Source organism: Erwinia sp. 009765445 (genome assembly GCF_058137865.1).
This window is the reverse complement of record NZ_JBYUWC010000009.1, coordinates 13068-35863: the sequence shown is the minus strand read 5'-3', so window position 1 is coordinate 35863 and position 22796 is coordinate 13068. Positions and strand designations below refer to the sequence as shown.

Sequence of the window (22796 nt, the reverse complement as noted above, 5' to 3'; positions counted from 1 at the left end):
GAAAGACATCCTCCGAAACTCCATGCAGTCAGGACAAGGTTTACAACGTATTGCTGCGCTTACTGATAAATAGCCGATATGCGACAAAGAGCCCCAGGGTGATGAGAAACGAGGTAATCATGGTGAAATCGGCCAGCATATTTAAAGTGTTTTCAGCGCCTGATATACCAAAGATATGCGCTAATCTGACGGGGAAATCTTCGGGGATGACAGTTGGCAGCACCATTGATACGGCCATAAACACGACCAGTAAACACTGTAAAGAAAGTAATCCTTTGAATATTTTCACTATTTTACCTCAACTATGCCATAAGCTTTAATGGGGATTCCGGGGACAGGGATCATCATTGTTGATAACAGTTTTTTTCGTAAATAATCAAAGTCACCTATATGGTTCAGCGTTATACAACCCTCGCTTAATCCAAGTGGCCCTATTGGATGCAGGCGAAAATTTCTGCGTTTAACGCCATCTATAAATGTGTGGTCATCAATGTTGCCATCGTCACGGTATAGGGCTAACCACTCCGTACGGTCAGTTCCGTAGCCATGTTTAATAAAGAAGTGGCGCAACCGGGATAAGAATCCGCCCGATTCGCGGCCAACATTATAATAATGTCCTTTAAGCAATGGACCTGTATCCGGAACGCCGGTCATAAGGTCATTATTCCTGCCATGTAACTGGCCGGAGAAGGCTGGGAGTTTTGCCACCCCGTCGCAGTCAAGGATTGATGAAGGTAGGCCGTTTAAGGTGAAGGTGCAACAGATAGCCATTTAATCTCTTAAGCAATTGTTTCCTTATGAGAAAGTAACCTGTCTGATTAACGTGTGTTAAAGTGTGATTAAAATCACAAGTTCATGGTTAGGAGATTGAATCGCCTCTTTTGAGAGCGCCTGACCATGAATTTTATCGCCCACCATCCCTTTGATGACGCAGTTATGCGTGAGTATGTGTGTGAAAATGCCGTCTCTGATGTATTTTTAACCGGAAAGCCATTTTTCAGGCGCACTGATCCAATTCAGGCATCCGAAGCCATCGCTTTTTCTCCATTCCACGCAGCCTTTCCGACAATAACTCCGTTGCATGGAGGCCGGCCTGGGCGCCGGCGAAACGCAGCCGGTCACCACACAGGATGCATTTGTACGGATCCGTGCCCAGGAAGCCCTTCATGAGCACGGCGAATCCCGGCTTCTCAGGTTTTTCCCGCGCCTGCATCTGCAGGGCTTCATACACCCGGGGGAGCAGCGTTCCCCTTTTCCGATTGGCCAGAAAACCGGAGTAACGCACCATCTTAAAATGCCGGGCCGGAACGTGGCTGATATAGCGCCCGATCATCTCTTCCTGGCTCAGCGTCTGGCGTTTATGCTTCCCGTGCGGTGATCAAGATAGTGATGAACCACCGCGCCGCCGCCATAGTGCCGCAGGCGGGAAGCCGACACCGGCGGCCGCTTCAGGTACCGGCCCAGATATTTCACGCTGTGCCAGGCTCCCCGGGCCTTTTTCGCAAAATGCACCTTCCAGTACCGGCCGTACTGTGCCTGCAGATAGCGCCGCCACTGGCGTTCATCGCGAATGTGGCCCAGATCGCGCAGCCTGCCGGGCATGATGCGATCGTAGCTGCAGCGCAGCAGGCGGATAACGGCGCTCCGTCAGATGGCCTCCACGGCCTTCTTTTTGAAGAAGAGGCTGCGCCAGACGCCGTGTTTGACATTGAGGCCACCGCGGGTGACGGAGACGTGAATGTGCGGGTGCTGATTAAGCTGTCGGCCGTAAGTGTGCAGGGCGCAGAATATGCCTGGCTCAATGCCCTGTTTACGCGCCCAGTTCAGCATGGCGCGGGTGGCGCAGCGGAACAGGTCGTTAAGCAGCGGCCAGTTGTTGTTAAAGAACGGCCACAGCAGATGTGGCAGGGTGAAGGTGATGTGCTGCCACTCGCAGTCGGGCAGGACGTGCTGCTGCTCAGCAATCCACTGCTCAGTGGACTTCATGCCGCAGGCGCTGCACGCCTTTGACTTGCAGCTCTGGCAGAAGAAGCGGGAATGGGTACAGTCCGGGGAAGCACAGCAGTAGCGACGAACACCCATGGCGCAGGTGCCACAGGCGAGCATGCGTTCAACGGCGAGGCGGGTCCACTGACTGACGCCGTCACCGTGTTTTTCGAGGTAGTTGTTCCAGCCGTCATCGACGGTGAAGAGCACTTCAGCGGGGCGGGGGATATACATGGTGCTGAGTATAAAATGAGACTCAGTGCATGCAAAGCATCGGACCGGCGAAGCCGTGACGCTCGCCCTGCAAGGGTGCTACGTTCTCTTCTGCACCCGCTGGCGCCTTCATGCGCTGACGCGCATCAGAAAACATCGCCCGGTTTGTGATTTCATCTGCGGAAACGGACATGGCATTCCTGATATCATCCGGGCTTAATTCAGGATGAAAGGAATGTCACATGGATACGGATGAAGGTGTGAAAATTGTCATGTCCCCGGTACAACTGGCGGCGCTTTTATCTGACAAAAGCGTCAGCGAGGGAGAAACCATGAGTAACCGCCTCTATGGTGGTTTGGGACTTGCCAGCGGCATTGTTGAAATGTTTGGAGCCGGTGCGATGTGTATCGTACCGGAACCTACGATGCTGACCAAAGCAGGATGCGTCATCGTGGGCACTCACGGCCTCGATACCATCCAGTCCTCCCTCCGTCAGGTCTGGTCCGGGCGTGATACCCACAGTGATACGTATAACGCGGCGGTTTCACTGGCCAGCTCTCTGGGGGCTGACAGAAAAACGGCAATGAAGGTGGGATTTACGGTCGATCTGGCCATCCCTGTTGCATTCTCACTCGCAACTGGTGCCGTGCGGGTTATTGCGATCAGAAGTGGCCGGATAAAGCTGGCGTCTTATGAGGCTCTTCCCGGAAGCCGTTCGGGTGGGCACACCATCGAAAAGCACGCAGGTAAATCAGCAGATGAATTATTTACACGGCTTGAGTCGTCCCCGAGGCTCATGCAGTCGGGTAGTTTCATCTCTGTGCAGGATGCGGAAATCCTTATTTCAAAAGTACTCAGGAACAATAAAAATCAGATTGCCATTCTGGCTAAAAATGTCCCACAAGGACAAAATCTTAAAATGATATTCGACGGCAGCTTTGCCAGAAAGACCGGTATTTCTGTCAGCAGGGGCTCCGCAGAAGTTAAAGATTGCTATAAGGTTCGTGTGGTCCTGAAATTTTAATACTGGCACGGGAAACCCTATTTCGTGCTGACGTCTTTTCCGATGGTATAAGCATGAAAAATTTAAATACGTTCGGGCTGGACAGCCTTATAGCCATTTATTTTGGGCAGGATTACGATTTGTTTGGTAGTGGCGAGAGCGTCAGTGCCCAGATTGACGCCTGGATTACTGAAACCCCTGTTGCTTTCAGGGAGGGGATGCTCGGTGATATAGAGCAGTTCTGCCGGGAATGTGATAATGTTGATGAAGATTTTGAGACCCGCTATGGGGATGATTTTTCGACAGCGCTGTGGGACACGACTCCGGGCGATTTTCTTGAATTGCTGAGGGAAAAAATAAAAGCCTCCCTGCCGGGGTATTGAGCAGAGGTTCTACACAGGCATCGACTAAATTTCCGTTACCTCAGTTTCAGCCCTGCAACCAGTGCATCCAGGTCAATTAACGTGAAGTTGGCTAGGCGTAAGGATTCGTGCGTAAATGTGTAATATCGTGCTCTAGCCCTTGCCACATCTACGCTGTCAAAATCTAGCGTCATGCCACTGGCTGTATCAATATATGAGTTTATGGTTTCTAATATGGAAGTAATGAGCTGCCAGGACTATCGACTACAAGGGCTACACTTTGTTTTGCCCTCCGGCGTACAACCCCATAATGGCGCGTATCAAACGCGGCGATCTGTGCCCGGTGGAACAGGTAGAGGGGTCTGAGGTCCAATCTTTAGTGTGCCATCTTGGGTTTTGAACAGCCATCAGAATTGCCATTCAGCGAAACACCCTGAACATCACCAGCGTTGCACCAGATGCAAAACTACGTTGTATATCCCCTGCATTATCATCTCTTGCATTGTCGTTTAAGTTAAATGTACCCGCAGCAGGATGTAGTTTCCTAATTAATGCAGTTAATTTCAGGAGAACGATAATGAGCCATTTCACTACCTCAGATAATGTTCGTATTGCGTATAAAGATTGGGGCAAAGGTCAGCCGATTGTTTTCTCTCACGGATGGCCGCTTTCCGGAGATGCCTGGGACGCACAAATGCTTTTCTTTGGGCAGAACGGTTTCAGGGTTATCGCCCATGACCGCCGTGGGCATGGCGCATCTGAGCAGCCCTGGGAAGGCAACAATATGGACCGTTACGCGGATGATCTGGCAGAACTGATCGAACATCTTGACCTGCATGATGCGATATTGATTGGTCATTCAACCGGTGGAGGGGAAGTCGCCCGCTATATCGGCCGTCATGGTTCTTCCCATGTTGCAAAAGTGGTGTTAGTCGGCGCTGTTCCGCCGTTAATGTTGCAAACGGCTGATAACCCACAAGGCACGGCTCTGGAAGTTTTCGATAATATCCGCACCGGTACCGCAACCAATCGTTCGCAATTCTTCCGTGAGCTGGCAGTGCCGTTTTATGGCTTTAATCGTGAAAATATCGCCACCAATGATGGTCTGGTCGAATCGTTCTGGCGGATGGGGATACAGGGCGGCATCAAAGGGGAGTATGACTGTATCCGTGAGTTTTCCGAAGTTGATTACACGGACGATCTGAAAAAAATTGACAAGCCTGCCCTGATTATTCACGGTGATGACGATCAAATTGTACCCATTGCTGCGGCAGGCATTAAGAGCGCGAAAATAATCGCAGGCGCTGAGCTGAAAATCTATCCCGGCGCCAGTCACGGTTTGGCTCAGTTAAATGCACTGCAGTTTAATCAAGATGTGCTTGCGTTTATCCGTCAGTAAATTATCCCCGTCACGGTAAATAACCAGGCGTATTAATTTACCCTGACTTCCCTCAGCAAATATCAGTTTCCTCTGCCGTCTGCTGGTTGAGGAACTGATAAATAAAATCGACAAATAATTTCACCATTTTAATGTCGCGACGGCTTGGATGATAAAGCGCATACACCGCGGATTCATCCTCGTCAGCGGTTACATCAACGCGTATATCCGGAAAAAGCGCTAAAAGGTCGCCGCGCTGAACGTCGTTATTCACCAGCCAGTCCGGAAGCAAAGCAATACCCTGTCCGCCCAAAGCCGCCTGCCTGAGTATCTGAGAATTGTTGCATCTAAGGTTTCCCTCAACGCTGACGCCTTCTGTTTTATCGCGGAAGAAAAACCATTTTGTCTGACCGGAAGAGTAGGAGAAAAGCAGGCAATTATGGCGTCGTAAATCGGCAGGCAGCAATGGCACGCCTTTTTCAGCGAGATAGGCCGGGCTGGCGCAAAGAACGCGCTTTTGCAACAGCAGCTTTTTGGCAATGACATTTTGCGCAGAAATTTTCCCCAGCCGGATGCTGAGATCCAGCCGGTTCTCAGCCAGATCAACCACATCGTCAGTAAAATTGAGTTCAAGCCGGATAAGCGGATATTGCTTCATGAATTCAGGCAGTAAAGTGGCTAAATATTGCATTGACCAGGATACCGGCAGGCTGGCTCTGAGGATCCCGCGAGGCATACCGGAGTGGTCGCGGGCTTCGTAGTTAGCGTAGGAGAGATCGGCCATAATCCTGCAGGCATGCTGGTAATACCGCTCTCCGGCCCCGGTTAACGATACCTTTCGGGTTGAGCGAACCAGCAGCACCGTTCCAAGATATTGCTCAAGCGTGTCAATTTGCCGGGTGACGGAAGAGGTGGCAAGCGACAGGCGCCGCCCGGCGGAAGAGAATCCTCCTTCCTCAACCACCGCTACCAGCGCCTGTAAAGACGAAAACATATCCATAGCTTTAACTTTCTCGTATAGGAAAAACGCCTGTGTGAGATCCTTACCTTAGCCTGTTTTGAGTATGGAATACCAGTCAGCTTTGCGTGCTACGCAATAGTGTTTCCGGTTTTACTGCTATTCTCCGCTATTACTGAGACTGTTATGGTTAACGTCAGCAGCCAGACAGTTAATTATTATTTATGCCCTTACCTGTGTGGCATAAATAAAATGCGGAGGTGCCTGTGTCAGATATCATCTTACCTAAAAAAGCCATTATTATCGGCGGTTCCCTTGGCGGGCTTTTTGCCGGAAACATGATGCAAAAAGCCGGATGGGATGTGGATATTTTCGAACGCTCGGCAAAAAACCTGGATAGCCAGGGCGGTGGAATAGTGTTGCAACCGCAAGTGGTACAGATTTTTCAGGAAAGCGGCGTTAATAAAAACTGGGATGAGATGGGCGTTCGTTCACAATATCGCATTTTTTATAATCCCGACGGCACGGTTGAATACAAACAGTTAGCTCCGCAAATTCAAACCTCATGGTCATTAATTTATTCGACATTGCTGACGACGACGGGTAAAGAGCATTACCACCAGGGGAAAAAACTGCAACTTATCGATTCGCAAAAAGAGGACGTTACCGCGTGGTTTGAGGACGGTAGCCATATAAAAGGCGATATTCTGATTGGCGCCGATGGCAATAACTCCACCGTCCGGCAGTTGCTCTGGCCGGGCGAAACGCCGACTTATGCTGGCTATATTGCCTGGCGAGGGTTGATTCGTGAAGATCGGCTGCCGGAGCGCGCCCGTCTTGATCTTCATGGCAACTTTGCGTTTGCCAATAGCAAGGGATCGCAGATTCTGGGCTACCTCGTTCCAGGGATAAATAACGATCTCCGCCCGGGGAACCGGCTTTATAACTGGGTGTGGTATCGGACTATGGACGACGCGACTCGTGAATCCGTGATGACCGATAAAAATGGCGTGATGCGCGGACATTCTCTCCCTGAAGGTGCCATCACACAAAAATGGAAAAACCATATTTATGAAGAGGCTGCGCGTATGCTTCCGCCAGGATTTAGAGACGTGGTCCAGGCGACAAAAGAACCTTTTGCGCAATCTATTCGCGATCTGGCCGTTGATAGCATGGTGAAAGACCGGGTGTTATTGCTTGGTGATGCGGCTTCTATTCCCCGCCCACATACGGCGGCAAGCACTTCCAAGGCGGCGGCAAATGCTCTGGCGTTGCGGCAGGCTTTTCTGAACAATCCTGACGATATCGACGCCGCTTTATCACGCTGGGAGCCGGAACAGCGGCACCTGGGTAAATATCTGAAGCAGGTGGGAATGAACATGGGCAACCGTCTGATGTCAGGTGATATATAACCATAATTATGGTGTTAAATAGCAATACATTGTGATGCCGTATTAATGTATTTTATCTTTAGCGTAAATAATCTTTTAAACTAAATAATGTTCCTGATCCCCTAAGCCAGCAGGAGTAAATATGAATATTACCGTAAAGCTCACCTCTGATTTTATTTGCCCGTGGTGCCTTATTGGTGAACGCCGTCTGCAAAAAGTGATTCGTCGTTTACCTGATGATGTGGAGATTACCATCCTCTGGCAGCCCTATGAGCTTAATCCCACCATGCCGGTAGAAGGTGCCGATCGTAAAAGCTACCGTTCCTCCAAGTTTGGTAGTTGGGAGTACAGCCAGTCGCTGGACAGAAAAACTATTTTGGCTGCCGCGGAGGATGATATCGCGTTTAATTACGACGCAATGCAGAAGACGCCGAACACCTTTCGCGCGCATCGACTGATGAATCTGGCCCGCCTGCATGGCGCCGCGGATGCCGTCGCGAATGGTATTTTTCATGGCTATTTTGAACAGGGCCGCGATATCGGCGATGTGGAAATTCTGGCTGATATCGCAGCGGAAAATGGTCTCGACAGGGCGGAAGCGCTGACTTACCTCGCCGGTGACGCTGGCGCAAAAGATACCCGGGTGGCAATCAATTTTGCCACCGGGATCCACGGCGTACCAAATTTTGATATAGAAGGTGAGACTATTTCCGGCGCACAGCCGTTGAATGTCATCGAGGATGCAATCATGAGGGCGATTGCCCGTAAACCTCAAGAGAAGCCAGCTATCTGAACGTCTGATGCTCTTCAATTCCTGCATGGTGGGGTGGATAAACATGACCAGTAAAGAAACAAACAGCATACGCATTTATGGCCGGGCGGGATCGCCGGAAGGATATCTGCTTCGGGACTATCTGGCGCGTAGCGCGGTGACGTTTGAATGGATTGAACTGGGTAGTGAAGAAGAGTGTTTATCGGCATTAGGGATAGCAGGTTTCAATGACTTACGTCTTCCCGTTGTTGAATTTCCGGGGCAGATTCGCTTATTTGCCCCCGGATTGCATGATATCGCCTCTTATTTAGGCCACATTACCCTGCCCAGGTATCGTGAATATGACGTTTCCATTTACGGCGCGGGTCCAGCAGGGTTAAGTGCCGCCGTCTATGCGGCATCTGAAGGTCTGCGAACCATATTGATTGAACGACAGACGCCAGGCGGCCAGGCCGGCACCAGTTCATTAATCGAAAATTATCTGGGGTTTCCTGAAGGGATCTCCGGGGCTGCGCTGGCGGACCGGGCCCGCAAACAGGCGATGAAGTTTGGCGCTGAGTTAGTGACCATGAGCGAAGGGGTAAAAGCCCATTTTAAGGATGGGAAAATCCATGTTTGTCTTGCCAATGGCGAGATGCTGACAGCCAGAGCCAATATCTGTGCCACCGGAGTGGAGTACCGCCGTCTTAATTTACCCCGGGAAGATAAATTCCTCGGTCACGGCCTGTTTTATGGAGCCGGAGCAGCAGAGGCACCTTATTGCGCGAATGACCACGTCTATGTGGTGGGGGGCGGCAACTCGGCAGGCCAGGCGGTGATGCACTTTGCCGAATATGCTACCCAGGTCACTATGCTGGTACGGGGAAGCAGCCTGTCTCAGACATTGTCGACATATTTAATCCAACGTATCGCCTCAAAAGTCAATATAAAGGTCATCTTCAATAGCGAGATAGTTGAACTGGATGGTGAAGGTTCCCTCGCGGCGATTACTCTTCATGACCGGCTATCTGGAGAAAAAAGTCGCCATGCCTGTTCACGGCTTTTTGTCTGCATTGGTGGTCAACCTAACACCGAATGGGCCAGTGAAACGCATATTATGCGGGATTCAGAAGGCTATCTGCTAACCGGACCCGATCTCGCAGGAGGGAGTAACTGGCCATTAGCCCGGCAGCCTTTTTATCTTGAAACCAGCGTGCCCGGTTCTTTTGCTGCCGGGGATGTCAGACATGGTTCAGTGAAGCGTGTTGCATCTGCCGTTGGTGAAGGGGCGATGGCCGTGACATTTGTCCATCGCTACTTACAACAGGGGTGAGCACACCGCAAATCGCAGAAGGGGCAGCGCTTAATGAATGAGGGGCTGCGTTTGGGAAACGTACAATATTGTACGGTTACGTTATCGCGGTAGGGTGTACTCCCATGCTATACAGTGGTTTCAGGGTGTTTTGCCTTAATCGGATAACCTAAATACGATACCGCAAAGGCGATAATTCGTAACAGCGACAGTATTTATTTATTCGTCAGCAGGTAATTTTCCATGCGCTATAAGCCACTCGCGGCGTTTTGCCAGCCACTGTTGAAACTCATGGGTATTCTCGACTCGCTGCACTTCCTTCTGCGTCCAGGCCATTATAGGACCTGCTTTTTGAGGCTTTCCAGGGAACTGAGATATTGCTTTATCAGTCCAGTATCGAGCTTTCAGTCCTCTTTTGCTGATCCAGTTATCGTGCCATTCAACGCTTGCTCTTGCGCGTGAATCGCCAGCACTGTAATAAAGCCTTACCGTCATTTATCACTCCTATAACCTAAATAGGGTTCCGTGTACTTTCCATCGAAAAGTGCCGCGATATGATGGATTTTTATTCTTTATCATATCGTTACCACTTTTAGGTGTCGCGATAAATTGGTCAAATAATGAACTAAACGTACAATAATTCTCTATATCCAAACTGACCCCCTTAAGACGCTGGAGTCCGAACTGCACCGGCAGTGGACAGCCTTCAACCGCGAGCTTAAGCAGGGGAAGCTGAAACATCTGGAATACGATAAAGACACGCAGAAACTGACCTGGCATAAATCCGTGGTAAGCCATCATAAGACGAAGCAGAAGCGATTTTATGAGCAGTTGCCATTCTGCGATGTGACCGATGTCTTCCGGTTTGTTAACGGGCAGTGCCGGTTTCTTCATGCGATGAAACCGCTGCAACCCCGTTATGCCAAAAAGAATGCCGATGCAGACAGCCTGATGGCAGTCATCGTTGCCCAGGCGATGAATCATGGTAATCATGTGATGGCACGAACCAGCGATATACCGTTTCATGTTCTGGAAACCACGTACGAACAGTACCTCCGCCTGGCATCACTGGTCACGGCCAATGACTGCATCACCGATGCCACAGAGGCACTGCCGATTTTCCCGCACTATTCGTTTGATCCGGAGACGCTTTATGGTGCCGTTGACGGGCAGAAGTTTGGCGTTGAGCGACCGACAGTAAAGGCCCGACATTCGCGTAAATACTTCGGCCGCGGGAAAGGCATGGTGGCCTACACGCTGCTGTGTAACCACATCCCGATCTACGGTTACCTGATTGGCACAAACGACTATGAAGCCCACCATGTCTTTGATATCTGGTACCGCAACACCTCTGAGGTGAAACCCACGGCCATCACGAGCGACATGCACGGCATCAACAAAAGCAACTTTGCGATACTGCACTGGTTTGGCCTGCGCTTTGAACCTCATTTTACGGACCTGAACAGGCAACTGCAGGAGCTGTACTGTATCAGAGACCCGTCTGCCTATAAAAAATGCCTGATCCAGCCAGCCGGACAGATTGACCGGGACCTTATCATCCGCGAGAAAAGCAATCTCGATCGCATCGTCGCCACGCTGGGGCTGAAAGAAATGACGCAGGGGACGCTGGTCCGCAAATTGTGCACATACACCACGACTAATCCGAACAGGCAGGCGGTATTTGAATATGACCGGCTGGTACGCAGCATCTACACGCTGAAGTATCTGCGCGATCCACAGCTGGAACGCAATATCCGGCGTTCCCAGAACCGGATTGAATCTTATCACCAGCTGCGTGCCGCTGTGGCCAAAGTCGGCGGAAAGAAGGAATTAACCGGTAAAAATGACATTGAAACAGACATCAGTAACCAGTGCGGGCGGCTGATTTCCAACGCAATTGTTTATTACAACTCGGCGATCCTGTCGCGGCTGCTGGAACGACTGGAAGCGGAAGGCAATGCCAAAGGCATCGAGGCTCTGGCCAGAATATCACCGGTGGCCTGGCAGCACATTTTGCTGAACGGTCATTATACCTTCCAGAACAGCAATGAGATTATCGACCTGGATGCGGTGGTTGCCGGGCTGAAACTGGGGTAACGGAAATTTCGGCGGTTCCGGTGTAGAACCCCTATCTCAATTACTTAGGATTTCCGCGACAGCCACCTGCGCCCGATTAAAGATCTCCAGGCTGCATTATTTCTAGACTTATCGTTCCATAATATATATAATCCGATCGTTCCAAAAAACATATTAGGCACTCTATCGAATGCGGACACAACATTGACCAAAACGAAATCTCTGCCAACACGCGGACGACCACGAGAATTCGATATCGACGGGGTGTTGACCTCCGCGATGCGAGTTTTCTGGGAGCACGGCTATGCAGGTGCAAGCGTCAGTACCCTTCTCAAATCTATGGGGATCAGCCGGGCCAGCCTCTACGCCACTTTCGGCGATAAGGAAGGCCTGTTCCGCAAAGTGATGGAACTCTACGAGAAGGAAAAGAACGCCTACATGGTGGGCGCGCTGAAGGAATCCACGGCTCGAGGCGTTGCGGAACAGCTTCTTCGTGGAACCCTGGCGCTACAGACCGAAACAGCCAACCCGAAAGGAAGCATGGGCATCGTGCATTCTGTCAGCCACGCCCCAGGCGACGAAGCGATCCGGGCCTTTGTATTGGAGCAGGGTAATTTCTGGCGGGAAAAGCTGATTGAGCGAATCTTCGAAGCACAAGAGCAGGGGGATTTCGCATCACACACTGATGCTCGCAGCCTTGCACTGTCCCTGAAGGCAGCAAGTGACGGCTTGTTGGTCGCGGCGAGCACTGGCGCAACCGAAGAGGAACTTCGAGGGATTGTTTCGATGTTCCTGACCATGTGGCCTGGTCGCTAATTTTATGGGTGGCCCAGACAGCGGACCTCTGAATCGCACCTCTAGCAATGCCGATCACTGATCGGTTCCGATTACCTGTGCCGGAACGAAATCGCGATCCCGGCAAACGCATGCGCATATCCTAAATTTGGAGGCTATTTCGTGACACCAACCCCTTTAGCAGCGTCAAAGACCATTAACATAGGCAGCGGGTTACCGATCCTAATTCTTGCCGTTTCGGGTTTTGTGCTTGTTACAACAGAGTTTCTTATAATTGGGCTCATCCCCTCAATGTCCGCCGACCTTGGCATCTCCACGACTGAGGCTGGCTGGCTCGTCAGTCTGTTTGCTTTCACCGTGATGCTCTGCGGACCTTTTCTAACTGCAAAACTTGTGCATGTGGACAGGAAACGCTTGTTCGGACTTATCCTTCTCGTCTTCGCTGGCGCGAACTTGCTAGCGGCAATTTCCCCCAATGTATGGGTTCTGGCTTTAGCCCGCTTTATTCCGGCACTTGTCTTGCCTGTTTTCTGGGGAACGGCGAGCGAAACAGCTGCACGGATATCTGAACCTCATCATGCTGGTCGAGCGGTTGGCCGTGTTTATCTGGGCATTTCGGCCGCATTAGTTCTGGGGGTGCCGCTCGGAACGATAGCCTCCACGTATGTCGGTTGGCGCGGGGCATTTGTCATCCTTGCTGTGATATCACTGCTCCTGGCGTTCATTATGTGGCGTATCATGCCGACCCTGCCGGCTTCCCCAAGATATTTTCCCGGTCATCATCAGTCCGACATACTTAAAGCTCCACGCTTCCTGCTTCAGGTCGGACTGTCCGTCGTACTTTTCACAGGGATGTTCACGGCTTACACTTATTTGGCCGAGACCTTGGAAAAGCTTGCCGGGATAGATTCGACCGATGTCGGTTGGTGGCTGATGGGCTTTGGACTCATCGGGCTTTTAGGCAACTGGCTCGGCGGAATTGCAGCAGATCGCAGTGCGCTCGGGGCGACCTTAGGCTTCACCATACTGCTGACGGTGGCAATGCTGCTGATTTCCTCCGCCTCCCAAGATCATTGGCTTCTTGCTCTAGTCCTGGCTCTTTGGGGCGTCGCGTATACAGGACTTTTCCCAATTTGCCAGATTCGAGTGATGAAGGCCGGATCCAAAGCGCAAGCGCTCGCGGCGACTGTGAACGTCTCTGCCGCCAATGCTGGTGCAGGGTTGGGGGCCATCATCGGCGGATTCGTGATCAGCCGATGGCAACTTGCTAACCTCGGGTACGCCGCCGCAGTGATTTGCCTGTTAGGGCTGATTTTCTCGGTTGTCTTATTGATGTCACGAAAGAAAGATAGTCTCTAAGGAAACGTACCAATCTGCATGCGTGGTATCAAAAATTTTGGCACTGTTGCAAAAATCTGGAGGTGATAAACTCATCGTCACCTTATGCTGACGGAGCAGCACATGACCCCATTCAAAGGCCGGCATTTTCAGCGTGACATCATCCTCTGGGCGGTACGCTGGTACTGCAAATTCGGCATCAGCTACCGTGAGCTGCAGGAGATGCTGGCCGAACGCGGCGTGAATGTCGATCACACCACGATTTACCGCTGGGTCCAGCGCTATGCGCATGAAATGGAAAAACGACTGCGCTGGTACTGGCGTAACCCCTCCGATCTCAACCCGTGGCACATTGACGAAACGTACGTGAAGGGGCAATTTGGATATCGAAAATTATTGTACTATAAGGGCTTCCCCGGCATGTCAACGCCGGTATGCAAGGTTTCTGTCTGCTCTTCAGTAAAAATAAAGGGGAGAGACTGCGGTACTATAAACGGCCATGATGAATCGTCATCGATTCGGACCCTGATGAAAGACGCGCGTGAGGTTCTTGTTCGGTAAGCGGATACATATATCCTGTACAATAGCCAGATAGACCTCACGGGGTCTGACCCTTTATCATCAACGAGTTGCAGGTCAGATGGTTATACTGCTGCTTCGATCTTCCGCCGCTGCTGTACTGCGATGGCGTCAGCCCCAGCCAGGTTGCCAGCTGGCGCCCATTCTTAAAATCATGTGCATTACCGATACTGGCGACCAGCGCACAGGCCGTTGTGGGGCCAACACCCTTCAGCTCCATCAGCCGCTGACTGCGATGATCTGTTTTGGCCATGCGGGACAAAATTCGGTCATATTCAGCTATGTTGGCTTCGATGCGGGCAACGTGCTCCAGCAAATCATCAACACATTGCTGAACCTGAAGTAGTAAAGAATTCTTCTGTGCAGAAACCATACGACGCAATGCATCAGTACTTTGTGGCGCGATGACGCCGAATTCCGATATCAAACCTCTCAATCGGTTATATGTTGCTGTTTTCTCTTCGATAAATCCCTGACGGGTGCGATGCAGGCACTGCATCGCCTGCTGGCTTTCATCCTTAACTGGCACAAACCGCATATGCGGTCGGCAGACTGCTTCGCAGATAGCCTGAGCATCAGCTGCATCATTTTTCCCTGATTTACCGGCCATGCGGTAAGGAGATACAAATTTAGCGGCCATCAGACGCGGCTCATGACCATACTGCCGGAACAGTCTTGCCCAGTAATGCGCTCCGGAACAGGCCTCCATTCCGATAACACAGGGTGGTAAACAAGCAATCAGCCCGGGAAGAGCGGTGCGGGTTACTCTGGATTTAATCAGAACTGTTTTGCCATTCTGGTCAACACCGTGAACAGCGAACACATTTTTAGCAAGATCGATACCGACAGTAGTGATGGTCATAACGAATCCCTCCGGGGCTGTGTTTACCCCATGATTGCACAAGAGTTAATCAGGCGCATAATCAGGGGAAGTCCCTTCCATTCGTTAAGGTGATTTTTTGTACCTCTGAGCCGTTGTAGAGCTTGACCACGTTGACGGGCAACTTTGAGCGAAGAGCAGACATCGTTCTCATGTTGTTTATACCCAGCAGCTTTAAGAGATCATATTTTTAGCTATCGCCAGCAGGAAAGCGGTAACCGAAGTGGCGTCAGTGATTTCGCCGTCACGTATTAATTGAGCAAAGGCGCAGATTTTAATTTTTTTCACGGTCAGGCCGTACTCTTCCTCCTCCAGTTGCTGGCCGGTAAATGTCAGCTCCGTGGCAAGGTAAATATGATAACCCTGGGCTGAATAACCCTGCGCGAGCTTCTGATAACCGACATACACCATTTTTCCGGCGCTCAACCCGGTTTCTTCTTTAAGCTCGCCTCTGGCAACGTCTTCAGGTGCAGCATCGGGGGAACATTCCCAGCTTCCCTGAGGCAGTTCCGTGGTTCTCTGGCCCAGGGGGTAACGGTATTGCTCGACCAGGTAGACTTCATCATTCTCAACCGGAATGACGACCACAAAATCATCTTTTTCAATAACGGAATAGAGCCCCTCGCTGCCATCGGCTCTCAGAATCCGGTCCTCCTTAAGCGACATCCAGCGGTTACGGTAAATTTGTCTGGATTCCAGTGTTTTTATCTCTGTCTTCACGATTAACTCCTTATTTCTTTGCCTGTTGCTCTGCCACAATAACGTTAATGCCTTCGCCCCTGAACAGCGCAATATAGTCAGCGGGCGCATCGCCATCGGTGATGATGTCGCTGATTTCTTTGGGTGATGCATAAGAAAAGGAGGAATGTTTTCCCATTTTCTCTCCCGAGATAACGCACACGCTGCGCTCAGCAGCTTGTGCCAGGCCGCGCTTAACCTGCGTTTCGTCATAGTCGATACTGCTGAAGCCGGTTTTGATATTCGCCGCCGCCGCACCGATAAAGCAGATATCAAAAGCCATGGTGCGTAACTCTTCACACACTTTATGGCCCGTCATATCCATCGCGGGCTTAAATAATTTACCGCCCAGTACAATGACCTCCACATCCTGATGATTGGCCAGCGCCATGGCGGCGGGTAGGTTGTTTGTTACGACGGTGCAACGCAATCCAGGCGGGATAGCCTGTGCGATGGCAAGCGTGGTGGTTCCTCCGTCCAGTCCGACGACATCATCCTGCCGGATAAGAGAGACTGCCATCGAAGCGATAGCGCTTTTTGACGCGCCCGTTCTGCCCAGCCTTTCCTGGTGATGAAGCGGTACCTGTGTGCGGGGAATCGCGCCGCCACGGACGCGACGCAGCATGCCTGTAGACTCAAGGCGTATCAAATCGCGGCGAACTGTGTCCTCTGATATACCCAGCTTTTCAGCCAGTACAGAGGCCTGCAATTCGCCATAATGACTTAATAAATTGAGAATTTTCTGCCGCCTTGCATCAGGTAATTTCATTTTAGTGCGCCATTTTGCAACATCTATTGCGTTAATATGCATATTTTTGCAGAGTAATGCAATGTTATGACTGGCTGCGAGGCGCAGAATGAGAGCAGAGTTATTCAACCTGAAGGGGAGAACTGTTATCCCGGCATGCTGGCGAATTGTGCCAGCCGTAGCGTGAATAAAACGTATCGCTGATGAAACCGCAGACGGCGTATACAGGTACAACGGACAAGAGGCCAGAAATCATGATTAAGGCATTATCTGTCCTGGCTGCAGGCGCGTTTGTTTCGCAGACAACCGAATATTTGCCAGTCGGGCTGTTAAATCAGATAGCAGAGCATCTGGGGATTGGCGGGGCGAAGGCCGGCATGCTGATTACTGTATATGCATGGGTGATAACCCTGTCCGTCATACCCGTCACGTTGCTCACGCAAGGGGTTGACAGAAAAAAGCTTTTCGTTTTTTTTGCTCGGCCTTATCGCAATATGTAACGGTTCAGTCATGCTGACAGACAGTTTCGTCATGCTGCTTTTACTACGGGTTATTGCAGCACTGGGACACGGTGTGTTCTGGGCAGGGATTGCCTCTTATGCCATCAGAATGGCTGGCACCATGCCTGCAAGCAGGGCAACAGCTATCGTCTTCTCCGGCATATCGCTGGCGATAGTTGTGGGAGTGCCGCTGTCGACTGCAACGGGAAATTATTACGGATGGCAAAAGGGGTTTGGTCTGTTCGGCCTGTTTTCATTGATTATTATGTGCCTTGCTGTCAGATGGCTGCCTCGCGTTCATGAACCCACAGTGAAAGCGGGCCCATCTGGCCCGCTAAAACTGATCTATCTGGCTATCGCGCTGGGTCTGGCTATCGGGCATGGCAGCACCTTTGGTGCACAGGGCGCGTTTTTCTCCTCACTGTTTCCGGCGCGCGTGCGCTACAGCGGCTTATCGCTGGTGCAGCAGATTGGTCCGATTCTCGGCGGTGGGTTATCGCCGATGATTGCTACCGCACTACTGTTGAGCGGTGAAGGCTATGGCTGGGTGACGGGCTACATGATATTTATGGCGCTGTTCTCGGCGCTGAGCGCCTGGCGATTGCGCGATGCGAAAATGGAATAGCGTCACGCGGGAACGTCCTTAAGCCCGCCTTGCCAGAACGGGATTTATCTAAGCTGTCGCCGCGCACAAAGTTCGCACAGCCAGCACCCAAACCGTGCATTGTACGGCAGCGTCACTTTTATTTTTCTAACCGCTGAAGGAAGTGAGGACAAAAAAGTAATTTAAATCAGTTAGATAATAAGGAGTTTTTCATTCGCATACTTTTGGTATGCCATTTGTATGTTGTCAGGATTCCCGTCATTTTTTCACCAGCAGGTTAAGGAATCCGCATGACGTCTCAGGCATCAGCACTAAAGCTCTCATCACGAATGCAGCAGGTCAGCACCTCAATGACCGTGGCCATTGCACAACGCGCCAGGGTGTTGCAGCAACAGGGCAGAAAGATCATCAATATGGCTTCGGGCGAGCTGGATTTTGACACGCCTGCCGCCATCTGTGCCGGAGCCGTGGAGGCTATCCATGCAGGCGCAACCCGCTATACCAACGTGGCTGGTCTGCCCGCGCTGAAAGAGGCCGTCTGCCGCAAGCTGCTGACCGATAACAAACTGACTTATCAACCCGGTGAAGTGATCGTCGGCACAGGGGCCAAGCAGCTTATTTTCAATGCCTTTCTGGCAACGATCGATCCCGGCGATGAGGTGCTGATCCCGGCACCTTACTGGGTTTCCTATCCGGATATGGTGAAAATTGCCGGGGGCACGCCGGTGATCGTTCCCGCGATGAGTAATACAGATTTCAAACTCACCGCAGAGAGCCTGAAACAGCACATTAACGGGAATACGCGCTGGCTGATCCTTAACTCGCCGGGCAATCCTTCCGGCGCGGTGTACAGCAGGGAAGAGTATCAGGCACTCGCGGATGTGTTGCAGCAATGGCCGCAGGTGCTGATCCTGTCCGATGAAATCTATGAGTACCTCTGCTGGGACCGGGAATTTATCTCTTTCGCTGAGGCCGTGCCTGAGCTCTTTGCCCGCACGCTGACGCTGAATGGCGTCTCCAAAAGCTATGCCATGACCGGCTGGCGCATCGGCTATGCCGCAGGGCCGCAAAGCCTGATTGATGCGATGACCACGCTGCAGGGACAGAGCACCTCCAATCCCAGTTCCGTCAGCCAGATGGCGGCGCTGACCGCACTGAACGGCGATCGCGATTTTCTGCCGCAGTGGTGCGAGATTTTGCGTCACCGCCGCGATGGTGCGGTGGCACGACTGCAGCGTTCTTCCTGTCTGCATATTGCAGCGCCTGCCGGAGCTTTCTATCTGTTTGTCGACTGCCAGAAAGCCTTAAACCGAGCGACTGCTGACGGCCAGCAGTTACAAAGCGATTTACAGTTAGCCAGCTACCTGCTGGAGCATGCTGGCGTTGCCACCGTTCCCGGCAGCGCGTTTGGCCTGCCGGGCCATTTGCGGCTGACCTTCAGCCTGGCGGATCAGGACGTTTTCAACGCCTGCGAAAACATTGTTTCTGTACTGGAGACGCTGCAATGAATACGCCTTCAGGCTGTCCTGAGCCTGATTATGCCCTGTGTGAGCAGATGCTGGCCGTCTTAAAAGAGCACAGCTTTGATGGCACAGGTATCACCCGTGACTCTTACGGCGCCGGGGAACAGAAAGCCCATCAGTTGGTAGAGGAACTGGCGCTGAAGCTCGGGCTGGAAATCAAAAAAGATGCCGCGCTGAATATGTTCATGATCCTGCCGGGGAAAGATCGCCTGCAGAAACCGCTGATGATTGGTTCGCATCTCGACTCGGTGCCAAACGGCGGTAACTTCGACGGAGCTATCGGCGTGCTGGCCGGGTTGTCGATTGTCTCCGGCTGGCGGGCCGCCAACCTGCAGCCGCCGGTTGATATTATCGTGCTCGCCATCCGTGCGGAAGAGAGTGCCTGGTTCCCGGTCTCATACGTCGGCAGCAAGGCGGCTCTGGGGCTGCTGACGGAAAACGATCTTCAGGCCAGAAGACGCGACACCGGACTGACACTGGCGGAACATATCAGCCAGTGCGGGGGCGATCCGGGAAGCGTGGCGCAGCAGCAGGCGCTTTACCGTCCTGAAAATATCCGGGCCTTTTTTGAAATCCATATTGAACAGGGGCCGCAGCTGGAAGAGCAGGAGATCGCCGTCGGGATTGTCAGCGGCATCTGTGGCAGCCTGCGTTACCGTTTCGCCAAAACACGCGGCAGCTATGCACATTCGGGTGCCACGCCACGCTTGTGGCGACAGGATGCAGTGGTGGCAACGGCCACACTGATTGCGCTGCTGCAGCGTAAATGGCAGCAGCTGGAGCGTCAGGGACACCGGCTGACCTTCACCTGTGGCCGCTTCTTTACCGATGCCGTCGCTGCGGATATGAGTAAAGTCAGCGGGGAGGTGGACTTCTGCCTGGATTTCCGTTCCGAAAACCGCGAAAGCCTCCTTGAGATGGATCGCTGTCTGGCGGAGTGCATTGTCAGGCTGGAAAAACGCTATGGCGTGACCATCACGCCAGGTGAACAGAGCAGCAGCAGTGCCGCCGGGATGGACGCCGGGCTGAAGGCTGAGTTGCAGCAGGCCGCAGAAACCTTAGCGATTCCGGTACTCGCGATGCCCAGCGGCGCGGGGCATGACAGCGCGATGTTTGCTGCCAGCGGGGTGCCTGCAGCCATGCTGTTTGTGCGGAATCAGAACGGCAGCCACAATCCCCATGAGGCGATGGAGCTGCCCGATCTGGCAAAATCCGTCCAGTTACTGAACCTTGCGGTGTGGAACGTGCTGACCGAAACGAACTGAAGCGTTTCGGAAGCACACTTATGGCAGAAGAAAAGTGGGGCAGATGCTTCAGCCTGCATGCAGAGCGCTTCCGGAGAAGCGCTCTGCATTGTTACTCAAAATCAGCATGGCGTGTAAACATGTTTTCGCTGGTTTCCCCCAACTGTGCCATCAGCTCAAGCACTATCGCATCATAAGTGATAAAACAGAGCTGCTCGAAGGCTGACCCCATTGGCTGAGAGAACTGACCCTGGTTGTGGTTGTTTTCCGTTTTTACCGTACCCGGCAAAACGAGCACGCTTTTGGCCAGTTTGCCAATCGTGGACTCTTTTTTCAGGGTGATCAGTGCCAAGTCGACCCCACTTTCCACTGCTTTTTGCGCCAGACTTTTCAGGCTGGAGGTTTCGCCACTGCCGGAACCGATAATTAACAAATCTCCCGGTCTGCTATGGGGGGACGAAATTTCCCCCACCACGCTGACGGAGAAACCCAGATGCAATAAACGGTTAGCAAAAGCGCGGATGGCAATACCGCTTCGTCCGGCACCCTGCAGAAAGATTCGCTGCGCATTACGTATCTGCGCGATCAATTCCTGCGCCTGAGCATTATCGATCTGCAGCGCGTTTTGCTCTAATTCCCTGATAATGCTTATCGTATTTTCCTGAACGCCCATTTTTACTCCTCTGAGAACTGCACAACATCAGCAGCGTAAACCGATACCCCGGCCCATTTTCTCAAAAGAGTGCACTTTTATCGGCTCATTTGATATGAACGCTGGCGTACTCTCTTCAGGATGTGTGATGTTAAACACGCATGCAGCGACTGACTTTACCTTGTGGCACGGGACGGTTAAAACGAACTGAAGCGTTTGATGATGCTCTCGCGCACATTATCAATATGCACAACCAGCAGACGCTGAGCTTCTGCTGACTGGTTTTCCCGCAGAGCGGCAATGATCGCAAGATGCTCATTATGGCCGATGACAAAGCGTTCCGGCACCTGGCGTGAATTAAACATGCGGGTTTTCAGCCGCAAAGCCTGAATATACTCTTTTAACAGCTGGTTACCGCTGTAGTGAGCGATAGCATCGTGCAGGCGGGCATCGACCGCCCAGTCCTCATTGGGGTCCGGGATCTCCTGAGCCAGCAGGGCGTTGATCTCTGCTTCAATCTCATCCAGCATCGCGGCTGGCACCCGTCCGGCAGCCAGCCTGGCGGCTTCGCCTTCCAGCGTACGCCGGATGTGCAGCGTCTCGACCAGCTCCTGAATGGAGAACTCTTTCACCACCGGGGTTCTGCCACCATTGCGGACAATAAAACCTTCGTTTTCCAGCCGGGTCAGCGCATTGCGAACCGGAGTGCGCGAAATATCCAGCAGTTCGGCCAGCTTGCGTTCCTGTAACACCGAGTTGATGGGCAATTCCCGATTAATAATCATCTGCAGGATAGTGTCATACGCTTTCCGGCTTAAATTACGATCGTTCTCATCAGAGCTGTATTTATCGTTCATATCACCCTCTGCGCCCACAAATTAGTGACAGACAGCGGGACTGTGCTTCCCGCTGTCTGCAAGTTTCGATCGATTAGCTAACCGCGCGGTCGCGCTGCGCAGGCTGCTTTATTGCGGCAAAGTCCGTACCGGATCTTTAGGTGCCGGGTTGAAGCCAACAATTGGCGTCACCAGTTTGGCGTAAGTACCGTCCGCTTTCATGTCGGCCAGCGCCTTATTGATCGCCGCGACCAGGTGTGGCTTGCCTTTTTTGAAGGCAAATCCTTTCTGGATCTGGCTGACATAATCTGGCGTCTGGGTAAACGGCAGGTGCATATCCTTAATCAGATAGGCATTGCCGATGGAGTCATTGATCACGCCATCAATATTGCCGTTCACCATATCCTGCACAGCGGCAGTGACATCAACATAGTTTTTTAAGGTCGCGCCGTGGTCAACGGCCAGCTTGGCATAGGTGGATGACACCTGAGCACCAATACGTTTACCTTTTAAATCCTGCGCGGATTTGATCGCCGAATCTTTTGGAATAATGATGCGGCCGCCTGACTCAATCCAGCCGTCAGAAAATACAATTGCCTTCTGGCGCTCCGGGGTAATATCCATTGCCGCGCTGCTCATGTCGAACTGGTTTGCCTGCACGCCAATCAGGATGGAGTCCCATTTGGTAATCACCGGCTGATACTGTAAGTGCAGACGGCTCGCCACTTCTTTCATCACGCGGATCTCCAGCCCGTCCAGTTTCCCGTCCGGCATGCGCATGCTGTAAGGCGGATCGGTCCCTTCGGTGGCAACCTGTAAAACGCCTGGCTTGATTAATTCCAGTGAATCCTCAGCCGCACTGGCAGCCAGAGAAGGCAGGACTGAGCTGACCATGGTTGCAAAGAAAATCGCCGTTTTAAATTTCATA

At 52.0% G+C, this 22796-nt stretch carries 22 protein-coding genes and 4 pseudogenes; 14 read left to right on the top strand and 12 right to left on the bottom strand.

The window, feature by feature from the left end:
- Positions 1 to 40: 40 nt before the first annotated feature.
- The 4 genes and pseudogenes from AC3Y5R_RS11560 to AC3Y5R_RS11545 form a co-directional block, all read right to left on the bottom strand.
- Positions 41 to 289, bottom strand: a complete 249-nt coding sequence (locus tag AC3Y5R_RS11560; protein ID WP_489921444.1) for a hypothetical protein — start codon at positions 287 to 289, stop codon at positions 41 to 43.
- Positions 289 to 771 (bottom strand): DUF2778 domain-containing protein, encoded by a 483-nt coding sequence (locus tag AC3Y5R_RS11555; RefSeq protein ID WP_489921443.1) that lies wholly within the window; start codon positions 769 to 771, stop codon positions 289 to 291. Before AC3Y5R_RS11555 ends, AC3Y5R_RS11560 begins: the two co-directional genes overlap by 1 nt.
- 226 nt (positions 772 to 997) lie before the next feature.
- Positions 998 to 2220, bottom strand: a pseudogene (locus AC3Y5R_RS11550) (IS91 family transposase).
- A gap of 22 nt (positions 2221 to 2242) precedes the next feature.
- Positions 2243 to 2392, bottom strand: coding sequence for a hypothetical protein (locus AC3Y5R_RS11545; RefSeq protein ID WP_489921442.1), 150 nt, complete (start codon positions 2390 to 2392; stop codon positions 2243 to 2245).
- Positions 2393 to 2441: 49 nt separating this feature from the next.
- On the opposite strand from AC3Y5R_RS11545, the gene AC3Y5R_RS11540 reads away from it, so the two are divergent.
- The 3 genes from AC3Y5R_RS11540 (at position 2442) to AC3Y5R_RS11530 (ending at position 4964) form a co-directional block, all read left to right on the top strand.
- On the top strand, positions 2442 to 3224 hold the full coding sequence (locus tag AC3Y5R_RS11540; RefSeq protein ID WP_489921441.1) for an RNase A-like domain-containing protein: 783 nt from the start codon (positions 2442 to 2444) through the stop codon (positions 3222 to 3224).
- Between the two features lie 53 nt (positions 3225 to 3277).
- Positions 3278 to 3586 carry a contact-dependent growth inhibition system immunity protein gene (locus AC3Y5R_RS11535; RefSeq protein ID WP_489921440.1) on the top strand — a complete coding sequence of 103 codons (309 nt, stop codon included), beginning with the start codon at positions 3278 to 3280 and terminating at the stop codon, positions 3584 to 3586.
- A gap of 556 nt (positions 3587 to 4142) precedes the next feature.
- Positions 4143 to 4964 (top strand): alpha/beta fold hydrolase, encoded by an 822-nt coding sequence (locus tag AC3Y5R_RS11530; protein WP_489921439.1) that lies wholly within the window; start codon positions 4143 to 4145, stop codon positions 4962 to 4964.
- A gap of 52 nt (positions 4965 to 5016) precedes the next feature.
- On the opposite strand, the gene AC3Y5R_RS11525 is transcribed toward AC3Y5R_RS11530, so the two are convergent.
- Positions 5017 to 5943, bottom strand: a complete 927-nt coding sequence (locus AC3Y5R_RS11525; RefSeq protein WP_489921438.1) for a LysR family transcriptional regulator — start codon at positions 5941 to 5943, stop codon at positions 5017 to 5019.
- A 224-nt stretch (positions 5944 to 6167) separates the two neighbouring features.
- Here AC3Y5R_RS11525 and AC3Y5R_RS11520 point away from each other — a divergent pair, with 224 nt between their 5' ends.
- The 3 genes from AC3Y5R_RS11520 to AC3Y5R_RS11510 all read left to right on the top strand — a co-directional run bounded on the left by AC3Y5R_RS11520 (position 6168) and on the right by AC3Y5R_RS11510 (position 9376).
- Entirely contained in the window at positions 6168 to 7313 is a 1146-nt protein-coding gene (locus AC3Y5R_RS11520) for an FAD binding domain-containing protein (RefSeq protein WP_489921437.1), read from the top strand.
- A gap of 121 nt (positions 7314 to 7434) precedes the next feature.
- On the top strand, positions 7435 to 8085 hold the full coding sequence (locus AC3Y5R_RS11515) for a DsbA family oxidoreductase (RefSeq protein ID WP_489921436.1): 651 nt from the start codon (positions 7435 to 7437) through the stop codon (positions 8083 to 8085).
- The gene (locus AC3Y5R_RS11510; protein WP_489921435.1) at positions 8051 to 9376 is read left to right on the top strand and encodes an NAD(P)/FAD-dependent oxidoreductase; all 1326 of its coding nucleotides are present in this window, start codon (positions 8051 to 8053) and stop codon (positions 9374 to 9376) included. Before AC3Y5R_RS11515 ends, AC3Y5R_RS11510 begins: the two co-directional genes overlap by 35 nt.
- Positions 9377 to 9574: 198 nt before the next feature.
- Here AC3Y5R_RS11510 and AC3Y5R_RS11505 read toward each other — a convergent pair whose 3' ends face one another.
- Positions 9575 to 9850, bottom strand: coding sequence for a hypothetical protein (locus AC3Y5R_RS11505; protein WP_489921434.1), 276 nt, complete (start codon positions 9848 to 9850; stop codon positions 9575 to 9577).
- A gap of 168 nt (positions 9851 to 10018) precedes the next feature.
- On the opposite strand from AC3Y5R_RS11505, the pseudogene AC3Y5R_RS11500 reads away from it, so the two are divergent.
- The 4 genes and pseudogenes from AC3Y5R_RS11500 to AC3Y5R_RS11485 all read left to right on the top strand — a co-directional run.
- Positions 10019 to 11452, top strand: a pseudogene (locus tag AC3Y5R_RS11500) (Tn3 family transposase); the annotation flags it as partial.
- 183 nt (positions 11453 to 11635) lie between these two features.
- Complete coding sequence (locus AC3Y5R_RS11495; RefSeq protein ID WP_489921433.1) at positions 11636 to 12247, top strand: TetR/AcrR family transcriptional regulator; 612 nt, start codon at positions 11636 to 11638, stop codon at positions 12245 to 12247.
- 141 nt (positions 12248 to 12388) lie between these two features.
- Entirely contained in the window at positions 12389 to 13585 is a 1197-nt protein-coding gene (locus AC3Y5R_RS11490; RefSeq protein WP_489921432.1) for an MFS transporter, read from the top strand.
- 102 nt (positions 13586 to 13687) lie between these two features.
- A pseudogene (locus tag AC3Y5R_RS11485) lies at positions 13688 to 13936 on the top strand (IS6 family transposase); the annotation flags it as partial.
- 283 nt (positions 13937 to 14219) lie between these two features.
- Here the strand turns inward: AC3Y5R_RS11485 and AC3Y5R_RS11480 are convergent.
- From AC3Y5R_RS11480 to AC3Y5R_RS11470, 3 genes and pseudogenes are all read right to left on the bottom strand, one after another.
- Positions 14220 to 15005, bottom strand: a pseudogene (locus tag AC3Y5R_RS11480) (IS110 family RNA-guided transposase); the annotation flags it as partial.
- A 192-nt stretch (positions 15006 to 15197) separates the two neighbouring features.
- Entirely contained in the window at positions 15198 to 15743 is a 546-nt protein-coding gene (locus AC3Y5R_RS11475; protein WP_489921431.1) for an NUDIX domain-containing protein, read from the bottom strand.
- Between the two features lie 10 nt (positions 15744 to 15753).
- Positions 15754 to 16572 (bottom strand): DeoR/GlpR family DNA-binding transcription regulator, encoded by an 819-nt coding sequence (locus AC3Y5R_RS11470; protein ID WP_489921430.1) that lies wholly within the window; start codon positions 16570 to 16572, stop codon positions 15754 to 15756.
- Positions 16573 to 16712: 140 nt separating this feature from the next.
- Between AC3Y5R_RS11470 and AC3Y5R_RS11465 the strand changes: the two genes are divergently transcribed.
- The 4 genes from AC3Y5R_RS11465 to AC3Y5R_RS11450 all read left to right on the top strand — a co-directional run bounded on the left by AC3Y5R_RS11465 (position 16713) and on the right by AC3Y5R_RS11450 (position 20401).
- Complete coding sequence (locus AC3Y5R_RS11465; protein ID WP_489921429.1) at positions 16713 to 17009, top strand: hypothetical protein; 297 nt, start codon at positions 16713 to 16715, stop codon at positions 17007 to 17009.
- 10 nt (positions 17010 to 17019) lie between these two features.
- Positions 17020 to 17634 (top strand): MFS transporter, encoded by a 615-nt coding sequence (locus AC3Y5R_RS11460; RefSeq protein ID WP_489921428.1) that lies wholly within the window; start codon positions 17020 to 17022, stop codon positions 17632 to 17634.
- 269 nt (positions 17635 to 17903) lie between these two features.
- Complete coding sequence (locus AC3Y5R_RS11455) at positions 17904 to 19121, top strand: pyridoxal phosphate-dependent aminotransferase (RefSeq protein ID WP_489921427.1); 1218 nt, start codon at positions 17904 to 17906, stop codon at positions 19119 to 19121.
- Positions 19118 to 20401 carry a Zn-dependent hydrolase gene (locus AC3Y5R_RS11450; RefSeq protein ID WP_489921426.1) on the top strand — a complete coding sequence of 428 codons (1284 nt, stop codon included), beginning with the start codon at positions 19118 to 19120 and terminating at the stop codon, positions 20399 to 20401. The genes AC3Y5R_RS11455 and AC3Y5R_RS11450 overlap by 4 nt, the downstream gene beginning before the upstream one ends.
- 91 nt (positions 20402 to 20492) lie before the next feature.
- On the opposite strand, the gene hxlB is transcribed toward AC3Y5R_RS11450, so the two are convergent.
- The 3 genes from hxlB to AC3Y5R_RS11435 all read right to left on the bottom strand — a co-directional run bounded on the left by hxlB (position 20493) and on the right by AC3Y5R_RS11435 (position 22795).
- On the bottom strand, positions 20493 to 21053 hold the full coding sequence (gene hxlB, locus AC3Y5R_RS11445; RefSeq protein WP_489921425.1) for a 6-phospho-3-hexuloisomerase: 561 nt from the start codon (positions 21051 to 21053) through the stop codon (positions 20493 to 20495).
- 176 nt (positions 21054 to 21229) lie between these two features.
- A complete protein-coding gene (locus tag AC3Y5R_RS11440) occupies positions 21230 to 21889 on the bottom strand; it encodes a GntR family transcriptional regulator (protein WP_489921424.1) in 660 nt (219 codons plus the stop codon).
- 108 nt (positions 21890 to 21997) lie between these two features.
- Positions 21998 to 22795 carry a transporter substrate-binding domain-containing protein gene (locus tag AC3Y5R_RS11435; protein ID WP_158782836.1) on the bottom strand — a complete coding sequence of 266 codons (798 nt, stop codon included), beginning with the start codon at positions 22793 to 22795 and terminating at the stop codon, positions 21998 to 22000.
- Between the last annotated feature and the right edge of the window lies 1 nt (position 22796).

What these genes read in the sequence shown, in the direction of transcription:
- AC3Y5R_RS11555 (WP_489921443.1), bottom strand. Translation starts at nt 771, where the DNA reads ATGGCTATCTGTTGCACCTTCACCTTAAACGGCCTACCTTCATCAATC.
- AC3Y5R_RS11545 (WP_489921442.1), bottom strand. Translation starts at nt 2,392, where the DNA reads ATGTCCGTTTCCGCAGATGAAATCACAAACCGGGCGATGTTTTCTGAT.
- AC3Y5R_RS11540 (WP_489921441.1), top strand. Translation starts at nt 2,442, where the DNA reads ATGGATACGGATGAAGGTGTGAAAATTGTCATGTCCCCGGTACAACTG.
- AC3Y5R_RS11535 (WP_489921440.1), top strand. Translation starts at nt 3,278, where the DNA reads ATGAAAAATTTAAATACGTTCGGGCTGGACAGCCTTATAGCCATTTAT.
- AC3Y5R_RS11530 (WP_489921439.1), top strand. Translation starts at nt 4,143, where the DNA reads ATGAGCCATTTCACTACCTCAGATAATGTTCGTATTGCGTATAAAGAT.
- AC3Y5R_RS11525 (WP_489921438.1), bottom strand. Translation starts at nt 5,943, where the DNA reads ATGGATATGTTTTCGTCTTTACAGGCGCTGGTAGCGGTGGTTGAGGAA.
- AC3Y5R_RS11515 (WP_489921436.1), top strand. Translation starts at nt 7,435, where the DNA reads ATGAATATTACCGTAAAGCTCACCTCTGATTTTATTTGCCCGTGGTGC.
- AC3Y5R_RS11505 (WP_489921434.1), bottom strand. Translation starts at nt 9,850, where the DNA reads ATGACGGTAAGGCTTTATTACAGTGCTGGCGATTCACGCGCAAGAGCA.
- AC3Y5R_RS11470 (WP_489921430.1), bottom strand. Translation starts at nt 16,572, where the DNA reads ATGCATATTAACGCAATAGATGTTGCAAAATGGCGCACTAAAATGAAA.
- AC3Y5R_RS11465 (WP_489921429.1), top strand. Translation starts at nt 16,713, where the DNA reads ATGAAACCGCAGACGGCGTATACAGGTACAACGGACAAGAGGCCAGAA.
- AC3Y5R_RS11460 (WP_489921428.1), top strand. Translation starts at nt 17,020, where the DNA reads ATGCTGACAGACAGTTTCGTCATGCTGCTTTTACTACGGGTTATTGCA.
- AC3Y5R_RS11455 (WP_489921427.1), top strand. Translation starts at nt 17,904, where the DNA reads ATGACGTCTCAGGCATCAGCACTAAAGCTCTCATCACGAATGCAGCAG.
- AC3Y5R_RS11450 (WP_489921426.1), top strand. Translation starts at nt 19,118, where the DNA reads ATGAATACGCCTTCAGGCTGTCCTGAGCCTGATTATGCCCTGTGTGAG.
- hxlB (WP_489921425.1), bottom strand. Translation starts at nt 21,053, where the DNA reads ATGGGCGTTCAGGAAAATACGATAAGCATTATCAGGGAATTAGAGCAA.
- AC3Y5R_RS11440 (WP_489921424.1), bottom strand. Translation starts at nt 21,889, where the DNA reads ATGAACGATAAATACAGCTCTGATGAGAACGATCGTAATTTAAGCCGG.
- AC3Y5R_RS11435 (WP_158782836.1), bottom strand. Translation starts at nt 22,795, where the DNA reads ATGAAATTTAAAACGGCGATTTTCTTTGCAACCATGGTCAGCTCAGTC.